The organism is Rothia sp. HMSC068E02, assembly GCF_001813565.1.
Taxonomy (GTDB): domain Bacteria; phylum Actinomycetota; class Actinomycetes; order Actinomycetales; family Micrococcaceae; genus Rothia.
This window is the reverse complement of record NZ_KV812871.1, coordinates 1-10,499: the sequence shown is the minus strand read 5'-3', so window position 1 is coordinate 10,499 and position 10,499 is coordinate 1. Positions and strand designations below refer to the sequence as shown.

10 protein-coding genes are annotated in these 10,499 nt (G+C 60.3%); all 10 read left to right on the top strand.

From position 1 onward, the window contains the following. The first annotated feature begins 517 nt into the window (after window positions 1–517). Genes HMPREF2919_RS00875 through HMPREF2919_RS00830 form a run of 10 tightly spaced genes read left to right on the top strand, consistent with a single transcriptional unit; the run spans window position 518 to window position 10,389 of the window. Window positions 518–1,486 (top strand): replication initiation protein, encoded by a 969-nt coding sequence (locus HMPREF2919_RS00875; RefSeq protein WP_070665771.1) that lies wholly within the window; start codon window positions 518–520, stop codon window positions 1,484–1,486. Between the two features lie 35 nt (window positions 1,487–1,521). After that, on the top strand, window positions 1,522–1,944 hold the full coding sequence (locus HMPREF2919_RS00870; RefSeq protein ID WP_070665768.1) for a single-stranded DNA-binding protein: 423 nt from the start codon (window positions 1,522–1,524) through the stop codon (window positions 1,942–1,944). After that, window positions 1,941–2,942 (top strand): conjugal transfer protein, encoded by a 1,002-nt coding sequence (locus HMPREF2919_RS00865; protein WP_070665765.1) that lies wholly within the window; start codon window positions 1,941–1,943, stop codon window positions 2,940–2,942. Before HMPREF2919_RS00870 ends, HMPREF2919_RS00865 begins: the two co-directional genes overlap by 4 nt. Then, a complete protein-coding gene (locus HMPREF2919_RS00860) occupies window positions 2,942–3,202 on the top strand; it encodes a hypothetical protein (protein ID WP_070665762.1) in 261 nt (86 codons plus the stop codon). The genes HMPREF2919_RS00865 and HMPREF2919_RS00860 overlap by 1 nt, the downstream gene beginning before the upstream one ends. 3 nt (window positions 3,203–3,205) lie before the next feature. Continuing rightward, on the top strand, window positions 3,206–3,751 hold the full coding sequence (locus HMPREF2919_RS00855) for a hypothetical protein (protein WP_070665759.1): 546 nt from the start codon (window positions 3,206–3,208) through the stop codon (window positions 3,749–3,751). 4 nt (window positions 3,752–3,755) lie between these two features. Then, window positions 3,756–6,284 (top strand): ATP-binding protein, encoded by a 2,529-nt coding sequence (locus tag HMPREF2919_RS00850; RefSeq protein ID WP_070665756.1) that lies wholly within the window; start codon window positions 3,756–3,758, stop codon window positions 6,282–6,284. Next, on the top strand, window positions 6,281–6,745 hold the full coding sequence (locus HMPREF2919_RS00845) for a hypothetical protein (RefSeq protein WP_070665754.1): 465 nt from the start codon (window positions 6,281–6,283) through the stop codon (window positions 6,743–6,745). The genes HMPREF2919_RS00850 and HMPREF2919_RS00845 overlap by 4 nt, the downstream gene beginning before the upstream one ends. A 2-nt stretch (window positions 6,746–6,747) precedes the next feature. Beyond that, the gene (locus HMPREF2919_RS00840) at window positions 6,748–8,295 is read left to right on the top strand and encodes a hypothetical protein (RefSeq protein ID WP_070665751.1); all 1,548 of its coding nucleotides are present in this window, start codon (window positions 6,748–6,750) and stop codon (window positions 8,293–8,295) included. Continuing rightward, a complete protein-coding gene (locus HMPREF2919_RS00835; RefSeq protein WP_070665748.1) occupies window positions 8,288–9,040 on the top strand; it encodes a hypothetical protein in 753 nt (250 codons plus the stop codon). The genes HMPREF2919_RS00840 and HMPREF2919_RS00835 overlap by 8 nt, the downstream gene beginning before the upstream one ends. Beyond that, a complete protein-coding gene (locus HMPREF2919_RS00830; protein ID WP_070665745.1) occupies window positions 9,037–10,389 on the top strand; it encodes a CHAP domain-containing protein in 1,353 nt (450 codons plus the stop codon). The genes HMPREF2919_RS00835 and HMPREF2919_RS00830 overlap by 4 nt, the downstream gene beginning before the upstream one ends. Window positions 10,390–10,499: the final 110 nt, after the last annotated feature.

Sequence of the window (10,499 nt, the reverse complement as noted above, 5' to 3'; positions counted from 1 at the left end):
GGGGGAACCCCGCGAGAGGGGTTCCCCCGGCAGTCCGAGCGTAGCGAGGTCCTTACGCCGCCGCACGGCGGCATAGCCAGGGGGGGGAGGGGGGCGCGGCGATTGAGCAGCCCCCATGCAGGAAAAGCACATATAGGTAATATATATATAGGGGCGGTTTGTGCACTGTGTGCATATAGTGGCTTGACTTGGGGTGATAGTGCCACCTCGCACCAAAATGTCCCACCACCTCGCACCAAAATGTCCCACCAGTGCAGGGGTAATTTTTGAAGCAATGTCCCATTTCTCAATCGTTCGCCGCGCCGAAACCGCGGCGACAAAATCGCTTGCACCTGCACGAAAGAGCGTGTTAAGGTGAGTGTGAACAAGCTCAAACACAATTGAATTTGGGGCGGCATGAAAAAAGCCGCCGGGGCATTTGAACAAGCGCCCCGACGGCCTAAATGCCTCCCCCTCAAGTCCAGAAGAGGGGATAGGCGTAGCCTCCCCCCTAAAATCAGAGAAAAGAGGAGAGACTGTGAACCAGTCTACCAGCCAAAATCAGAATGATGCTAGCACTTCGGCACCGCCGCCGAACCCCCGCATCTCTCACTTTCCCGAACTCTTCGTGAACTTCTCTCTGCCCTCACGCGCGCCCGTGATGCGCGCAGCCGATGGCACGAAAACCAGCCTTCCAGCGGTGCAATGGGAACGCCGCAACGGCAACCGAACCCTCACGCTCACCGCCGGTCACGTCCTTCTGCCCGGCACGCACGAGAAGCTGAACATTCTTCCCTCTGGAAAAATTGCGGTCCTGATTCTGCATTGGCTCTGCACCGAAGCAGTGCGTGCAGGCGGCCCGGAAATCGACCTTGCAACGAGCTGGCGCGGCTTCTTGCGCGACGTCAAAATCTCATGGAACCCTCGCAATGCCCGCGAGGCAGAGCGCCAGCTGCGCGCCCTGCTGGCAATGCGCATTGACACCACCACCGTGGGAGTCGATGCAGACGGCGAAGAAACCATTCACACGACCAGCTGTGTGGTCGGGTCTGAAACCAAACTTACGTTCACCCGTGACGGGGATTTGAACGAGAAGAAGTCCCAGGTTGTGTTGAGCCAAGAGTTCTATGATCGCGTCGTGTCCCATTGGCCGGTGCCGCATGGCACCCACCGGTGGGAGCAGCTGGTGGCCTCGACGAAGTCTCCGCAGACGTTGTTGATGTGGTTGTGGCTTAAGCACCGTTTGCATTTTGTGGACCAGTCCGGCACGAAGAATCTTCCGGTGATTTCGTGGGAGGAGCTGGCGGAGCAGATGGGCCCCGACATCACCAGCATGAAGAAATTCCGCGAGTCGTTCATTATGTCCGCCCGTGAAATCGCAGAAATTGACCCGCGCCTCATGGCCCGCGTCGAACGCGTCGATGCCCCCGGCAAGAAGAACGCCGTGACCGGCATCAGGTTGCACCCCAAGAACGCCGTGACCCACTACAAGACCATCACCGACTAAAAAAGAACACCCACCACTTCCGAAAGAAGAGAATCATGACCTTCTCTGCCTCTTTTGGCGGCTTTCTTGCCGCACCCCCCGAAACTCGCACCACCGAAAACGGGCACCTACTGACCCGCTTCCGCGTCGGAATCAACGACAAATTCCGAGACGCAACCGGCACATTCGTTGAACTCCCGACCATCTGGGTGAATTGCCAAGCGTGGCGCGGCGCAGCCGAAGCAATCCGCGACGCGAATTTTCCCACCGGTGCCGCCGTCGTCATCATCGGCCAATGGCGGCAAACCGAATGGGTGGACCAAGCAACGGGTGAGAAACGCTCCACGCGCTTTGTCGAAGTCGAGCATATCGGCCCCGACCTGACCATTCGCCGCAACAGCAAGCCCGCCGCCGGTGCGGCGGCGCAACCAGCCGCTCCTGAAACCCCCGCAGCCGAAGATGAGGTGAACCCGCTGTGACGACGAAAGAACCGCCCGCATGGCTGAACGTGCTTCGCAAAATTGGCGGGTTTGATCCGCTCCCGAGTCCTTCGGCCACGGACGCGGAGCAACCCGCCACTGCGGAAAACGGCGCAGCCGAAACTGAGGAAGACGCACCACTGTTCACCCCGGTTCAGGCCAAGCCGTCCGCCGGAAAAAAAGCGCTTCGAATCACGGTGTGGGTTGTCCTGATTCTGATTCTTTGGATTGGCGTTCGCACCATCATCTGGGGCAACAAAGCACGGCAGGAAGCCGCGCCAGTGCCCATCAGCGCAACTTTCCCAACCGCCACCGCTGAGGGCGTGGCCTCCAGATTCTCCGTGGCGTTCCTGACCTGGGAAGAAGGCGACGCAGGAGCCAAAACCCGCGCTGACGCACTCCGCCCCTACTACTTCACCACCGGCGACATTGACGGGCGGCTTGGCTGGAACGGCAAGGGCAAACAGAGGGCTGAGAATCCCACGGTGATGAGGGTTCAGGTCATCGACGAGAAGACCGCCCGCGTCCTAGTGCTGGTGGACATCATCAACGGAGAGAAGCGCTCAAGCACCGGCCTTGAAATGACCGTGAAGGTCATCGACGGGGCCGGGGTTGTCGTCGGAAATCCTGGGGTCGTGGCGGTTCCCGCCGCCCCAACCGTCGCCCGGCACGAGGCCTCCTCAGATGACGGGCAGCTGACAACGAAGACCAAGACCGAAGCGCAAAGCTTTTTCTCACTTTTCGCAGCTGGAGACAATCTCGATTCCATCGCCGCACCTGGTGCAAAAATTCGCGGTCTGAACGGTGCCTGGGGCACCGCGACCGTGACGAGATGGACAGTCTCCGAAGGTGGAGCCGACCGCCGCACCGCCACCGCAGAAGTGACCTTTGACCGTGACGGTGTTCAGTTGAAACAAACTTTCACTTGCTCAATTGTTAAGGTCAGCGCATCCGGCGTTGACCAATGGAAAATCTCAGAAGTTCATGGAGGAATCTAATGTTTGAACTCGCAGCAATTGCCACGTTGCCCCTGGGCCTGACGGACTTTAGCGGCGCGAAATTCTTCTGGCTGGGTGTCCTGGGTAACCTGGTCGTCATCTTTCTGGCATCCCGTCTTGTCGCGCACACGGCAAAAGGGGAATGGGGCTACGCCGTCAGTTTCTTCTTCGGCGGCTTGTTTGCCGGTTGGTTCGTCTGGGAGAACGATTCAGCGGTGGCGTTCATGCGCTCCTTGACCAGCCTATTCTTCGGAGGCTAGAACATGTCGCGCACCGGGCGCACCGTGTCGCGCCAGCTTCACATCGAAAGCCGCCAGCACGAGCTGTTCGGCGTGGACTTGGGCGAAGGCATCCCCCGAAAGGTTCTCTTGATTGGGTCCGTTGCCTTTGTCTTGTGGGCTGGGCTGGTTTTCTCTGTCACCCGAACGTTCAACCAACAGATGATGATTCTCTACTGTCTGCCGCCGTTGCTGTTTGTCCAGCTTGGCATCCAGGAAAGCCCAAAGAACGCGCGGCGCTGGAGGCTCACACAGCTCATTCTCAAAGTCCGCTACGCGGTTCGGGCGCATCGTCCAGTCATCAGGTTTGGCCGCCGTGCCGCTGACCGGCACGAATTTTTGCCGCTGACCGACCGAATCGGTGGGAAGCTGGGACAGGCAATCGCCCGCACACAGCACCGGCACGCAGAATCGGGCGAACAGCAGGCGGCAGTCAGCATTTCCCCGACCGCCTGGGTGATTGGCGGGGACGCATTGGACGACATCGGATCGCGGGAAATCGCCCGCCGAAAGAGAAAGAAGAGGAGGTAAAAAAATGGGGATTCTCGAAAGCGTTCGTAGCACCCTGGGCCTGAACGCTGAACGTTCCGCGCCGATGCCAATTCACGAACTCATCACTGACGGGCTGCTGTTCACGCAGACCGCCGCCGAGGCATGGTTTACCATCGGTGTTCAGAACCTCGACACCGCGTCAGAAGCAGCCTGGGATGCTTCGCTCGACAGCGTGAAGCGCGCGGTGCTGCTGGCCGTTGGTGAACGTGAGTGCATGCTCCGCGTGATGTGGAGCGAACACACCGGCGACGACTACATAGCTTCGGTCAAAGACCGCTACGCCCCCGATTGGGCGCGCGGTCTGGAATGGGCGCAAGCCTACAGCTCGAAGATTGACGCATTGCACCTTCCGAACCGAACCGTCATGCTGGGGGTCAAGCTTGCCGACCGCTCCAGCACCACCAAACGGCTGATGCGCCGTGCCGAAGGAGCGACCGGATTCACGCCCGACCCGGTGCCGGATGCGGAAATTGCCGAGAACATGGCAATGGCACGCAAGATGCAGAAGGTTCTGGGCGCGTCTCCGCTGGCGGTGGAGCTGGCCAGTGTCGAGCAAATCGCTTGGATGCTGAACCGTGAATCTGGACGCGCCAAGGCCAAGATTCCGGCACGCGGCACAGTGCGCGGTGCGGCGCTAGGTCATCTTCTCTCGTCGAAGATGGTTCCCTGGCCTGACCATGTTCAGCTGCTCGATGAGCACGGCGACACGGTGCTGTGGAAGGCAATTTTGCCGGTTGTCTCCGTGCCTGAGGAGCTGACGGCTCCGGGCAATGCCGATTGGCTGGAGATTCTTTCGCGCATTGTGAAGGTGCAGGAAGTGTCAAGCGGCTACGGACGCGATTTTGTTCAGGTGCCGGTGCGTGCTGATGTCTCTGTGCGATTCCATGCACTGACCCGCCAGAGCGCCCGCAAGACCGTGAACAGCGCCCGCAAGTTGGCGAAGGAACAGCGCCGAAGCGCGGCGAAGCAGTCAGCTGAGGAGCCGCCGGAAGAGATTCTTGAAGCTGAGGCCGCAAATGCCCAGCTCTTGACCGAAATCAACAAGGGCGGAACGTTCCTCGTGGAGCAGTCCACCCGCGTGATTGTCACCGGCACCAGCCGGGAAGACCTGGAAGAGAACGTTGAGGCGGTCATTGCCGCCCTGGCCGACGAGGACATCATTCTTGCGCGCGGTGAAGATGAACAGCGCGACTTGTGGTTGGAGAACGTGCCCGGAGACGTTCGTCGCGTGACTGATCTCAACCACGTGCAGACCGACAACGCGTTTTTTGGTTCGTTCTTCTGGGCTGGGTCGAGGTGCGGTGATGAGGACAGCGGCATGTCTGGCTTCGTGCATGGAACGACCGTTGACCTTTTCCGCTCATCCATCTCCGCAGCAGGTGAGCGTGGCGATACAACGACGGTGCTTTATTCCGGCCGAAGCGGCCGCGGAAAGACCACCGCCATGATGCTTGAATTGCTCTCCGACCTGATGGAAAAACCGGCCTGGACGGTTGTTTTTGACTGGAAGGGCGACACCGGCGGTGCTGTTCTGACCGCTCAGCGCTTCGGAATCCCGGCAGGAGTCATCAAACTGGGGTCCGCCCACTCAGGCGCAGCTGACATGTTCCGCGCGCTTCCGCTGGACAAAGCCCCGGCGGCGGTGCAGTCCATGCTGATGATGCAAGCCAAAGACCGCCGCCAGGTTGAAATCGCCACGAGTGCATCTCTCCACTTTGCGATGGAGGAAGCAGAGAACGCGGCGATGCCCTCGACGTGGGGGGTCATTAAACGCATGGCGGAGGCAGAAGACCCCGACGTGCGAAGCTTCGCGCATTACTTGCGCGACCTGGCGAAAACACCAATTGGCAAAATCGTGATGGGCCCGCCGAACCTGGACGCGGCGGGGCTTTCATCACAGCCGGGTCTGTGGATTGTGCAAGCGGCGGGGCTGTCGCTTCCCTCGCCTGAAATTCCCCTTGCGGAATGGGACGGTCAGCAACGCCTTTCGGTTGCCCTGATTCAGGGCATCACCGGCTTTGCACTGCGCATGTCGTCGTCAGAGGAGCTTCGCTCGATGCGCAAGACGGTTGCGGTGCCGGAGGTTCACATTCTGATGCGCGCGACCGGCGGCGTTGCTTTCCTCGATGGAATCGCCCGCATGGGTCGTGCTTTCAACACTTCCTTGGTGCTGGACACGCAGGATTGCACGTCGATTCTCGCTCAGCCCGGCCTGGTAGAGCAGTTGCAGGGCGTGAGGCTCTTTCAGCTCACCACAGCCGAACAGCAGGACGCGGGCGCGCAGCTTCTCGGTCTGGAGCCTTCGGCTGAGAATCGAGCGAGGATTCAGGCCCTTGGGCATGATGAATCAGACGTGCGCAAAGTGGCGAAGGGCCGGGCGCTGGTCAGGGACTGGCGCGACCAAGTCGCAGAAGTGCAGTTCACGTTCCCGTCAGATGAGGTTCAGGCGCTTTTGTCGACTGACCCGAACGCGGAGCAGAAGAGGAAGAAGGAAGAGGAGGAGAAATCATGAGGAAGATGACGGCTGCGGCGGTTCTGTTGGTGCTGGGTTTGGCTGGTTGTGGTCAGGGCGCAGGTCAGCAGACGGCGGGTGCATCTGATGGTGGTCAGCAGGCCGCCGCTGACGCGGCGCTGGCATGGTTCAAAGCAACAGACCGCGGAGCCTGTGAGCTGGAATCGCCCGCCTACAAGCACCACATTTCTGATTGCTCCACTTTGAATGACAGCACACCCGCATGGGGAGGCTCGGAAGAACGTCATGTTCTCCGAACCGTTCGGTGGGGGTCTGATGCCTGGGCCGTCGTGATCGCCAAAGGCGAGAACGACGCAACCCCGGCAGTGCTGGGCATGGTCAACGAAAACGGCCGCTGGGTGCTGAAAGCACGCGGCGAGCTGAACCAAATCGCCAAGGGCTCGAAGAACAGCGAGTGCGCCGCGCTCTCTGGGCCAAATGCCCCTGAATGTGCAGGCTGACGATGAAACAGAAGATTCAGAATCTCAGCCAGAAGTTCGCTTCTGGCCTGCGATTCATCACGAACCCGATTCTGCGGCTCATGGCCGCACTTTGGGCGGTCACGCCCCTGGGCCTGGCGTGGGCGGCTTTGCCGCCGAAGGCCCGCCGTGCCGTCAAGGTCTTTGGCTTGACCTTTGGCTTGACCTGGTTCGCTGGGGCAGCGTGGGCGGCAAACGGCGGTGTGTCCGGGGTCTTCCCGGCCCGTCCCGGTCTGACGTTGGCAAATTCGGTGGACCCGTTCCGGCTGTGGCAGGACAAGACCGCCGAGCCGCCGGGAAACGTCCCGGCGGACGTGATGATTGGTCTCGCGGGCATGATTTTCATTGCCGTGGCCTCTTTCGCGTGGGTCATTGGCTGGCTCATGACCGGCATGATTGGCGGCAGCTCCGCCTTTGAGGACGCGGTGGACGTGTCCCCCATGATTTCGGGGGCAATGGCCGAGCTGTCCGGTTGGCTTTTGCCCACCTGTCTTGCCTCCGGTGCGGTGATGACCTTCATCGACGCCACGCGGCAGAAGACGAACGGATTCAACGGCGTTCTCACCTTCCTGGCGCTGAGCATCTGCGCACTGGGATTGATGACCACACCAAAGGCTTTTGTCGACGGCCTGGGAATGGGCCGTGACATTGGCCAGAAGGTGGTTTCAACTGTGGTTGATGCGTCCCCGGCTTCGGCAAAAGAACCGTTTGAATGGCCAACAAACTACGCTTCCGACAACGCGACAAAGTCCTTCGCGCTTCAAGTCCAAGATTCGTTCTGGCGTAGCTTCATCATCACGCCCTGGTGCATTGGAGAATTTGGCGGCGACATGAGTTTGTGCAAACAGCATGGCGCCGCCGTTCTTCAAAAGGACAAATATCAGGAACGGCACGACTACTACGAAAGGCAAATCATCGACAAACAGGAAAAAGATTCACACATTCAGAAGATTCTGAAAGGTGACGACTGGAGCGGCCGCGTTGGTCTTGTCCTCTTCGGTGCGTTGATTGCTCTGATTGGCTCTGTCCTGGTTTGCCTTCTTGTTGTCAATGCGCTCATAGCCTGGTACCAAGCCGTGTTACTGCTCTTCCTCGGGGTCTTCTTCCTCCCCTTCGGCATCATTCCTGGGCTCACCCGCACATGGCTGAGCAATTGGGCGGCAAAGCTGGTGGGCGCGGTCGTGATGAACGCCTCACTCATGCTGTTGCTGGTCTCAACGATGGGAGTCATCGCCGCCGTGGCGACCAGCTCCGCCGAATGGAACCAGCAGCTCATCACTGAGCTGGGACTTCTCTTTGCCGCGTTCGGACTGAAGGGCACCATCTCGCAGATTGTGAACTCTGGCGGAATGGGCGGCGGCGGATTTATGCAGCTTCTCATGATCCGCACGCTCTCGCGCGCGGGAGCCATGAGCCGCCGCGCCGCATCAGCGGTGGGAAGCTCTGTTGGACGAACCGCAAAGAGCACGCGCGCGGCGGAAAGCCGCCCGCCGCGCCGTGCCGCAATCAATCGCAGGAGGGCCAGTGTCTGACCATGAGATTTTTGATGAGCTGACCAGCGAACAGCCCGCCCGCCCTGCACCGCGTCAGCGCGTGCGGGGCGGGGGCGGCCGCCTCAATCTCAACGCCCGGTGGGTTGTGGCGGTTCTTCTGGCGGCTGTGGTGTTGGCAGGAACGTTCTTCGTGCAGAGTTTTTCTCAGCGACAGGCGCAGCCGTCCGCGAGCCCGTCCCTTGCAGTTCCGCAAGGGACGGTAGGGGGCGGGGAATCAGCGATTGATTCTCCGGCACCGACCGGGGACGGGCTCACTCTGGGCACGAACCCTAATGCTGTTGAGGCCCGCCCATCGGCGCGGGCCTCTGTCGTCCCCATTGAAGCGCCAGTGCGCCAGAATCCTGACCGCTCAGACCCCGAAGCGGTCATGAAGGCCTGGGCTGTCACCTGGAGCTGGCGCGAGAGGCCGCAGGAATCGGCGCGTGTGGCTGAATGGGTCGAGCCATTCAGTGACACGCACGTGCCGGACGCGTTCGCCACTGCTGAGCCGGTGGTTGGCGTGCAGGCACCGTTCATGGTCACCGACGCACAGGTGTTGCCCCGCTCCAAGAACCAGGGCATTGACACCGATTTTCGGAAATCCCGCGTCGTGCGGGTCACCGTCCGCGACCACCGCAACGTGCAGGTGGTGCTGACCTGGGAGCTGACCACGCTCCAGGATGAAGCGGGTCAGTGGATGGTTACAGATGTTTCAATGACCGCTTGGGAAGGAGTCCCGTCATGATGCGCGAAGCGCTGAAACTGGCCGCTCTGCACGCTATGCGCGGGGTGCTGCTGAAATTCGTGCTTCCGGTCGTCGTCGTCATCGTCCTGGTGGGCGGGCTCATCGGTGGAATCGTCGCCGCGATTTTCGGCGGGACTGGTACCGCCGCCGCCGCTGGAGACTGCACCATCAGCGGCGGCACTGGCGGCAAGAAAACCGCTGTGCACGCCTCACAGGTGGAAATCGCGAAAGCGATTGACGAAGGCGTGCGAGAGATTGGCTTCTCTGGCAAAGTCTCGCGCCTGACCATCATCGCAGCTTTCGGTGAATCCAGCTTGCAGAACATCGGTTACGGCGACGGTGCCATTAATCCAGATGGCACCGTCGCAACAAGTATTGGGATTCTGCAACAGCAAGACAGCTGGGGCACGCGCGAGGAGCGCATGAATCCGAAGGTTGCCGCGCAGCTTTTCGTCCTGGGCCCTAAGCGCGGCGGCGGTGGTCTTGCAGACACCGCCGGCTGGGCTGACATGTCGGAGACCGCGGCAATTCACGCCGTGCAGAAGAACGCCGACCCGTCGCATTATGTCTCGTCGGTTGCCCCGGCGGACGCGGTGATTAAGGAAGCCGGCATTGACGTCAATCGTAGCGGCAAAGAGTACAACGACGGCACCGAGCACAAAAGCGGTGGAAATGGTTCTGCTCAGGGCTCCAGCTCTGGAGGTTGCGGCACGGGTCGTGCAGGCGGCGACGCGGGCGCAGGTGACACCTACCCGTGGATTGCCCGAACCCCCGGCCCGGGCGTTTACGTTGAGGATTTGCAAGGTTTTTACTACGGCGAATGTACGAGCTACACGATGTGGAAGCTCAACGAATTGGCCGGAGCATCTGGCGATGATCCGACCAACTGGCCCATTGGCAATAACAAGGGCGGCAACGGCGCACATCTTGGCAACGCCGCAGAGTGGCGTGATGGATGGATTGCGCGCGGCTGGCGAGTGTCCACAACACCGGTTGCCGGGTCGGTTGCCTGGTGGGGTGCCTTCGGTGGTTCCGGCATTGGAGAAGCCGGACATGTCGCCTGGGTTGATGCTGTTTTGGACGACGGAAAAGTTATTTTAAGCGAATACAATAACCCAAGCGCCGCGCCTCCGGGTCACAAATATTCAAAGCGCGCACCTGCAATTTCTACGGCACAAGCTTATCTTGTTCCGCCGGATGAATTCATCAAAAAATCTGAACCGAAGAATGAAGAAAAGAATGCGGAAGAATCCGCTTCTTCTAATTCTTCGGAGGAGCCGCAGCCGCAGCCGCAGGATGCGGCAACGCCTCCCGAAGAGGCCACGCCGCGCCGTTGGAGCGGCGGCTAAACAACCCACAGGGTATGTTTTTGGGTGTATTTTTGGGTATGTCTTGCACTTACCACCCCCGCCCCTGTAAAATTCTGGCAAACCTCCATGCTCACCACCGACACCACCCA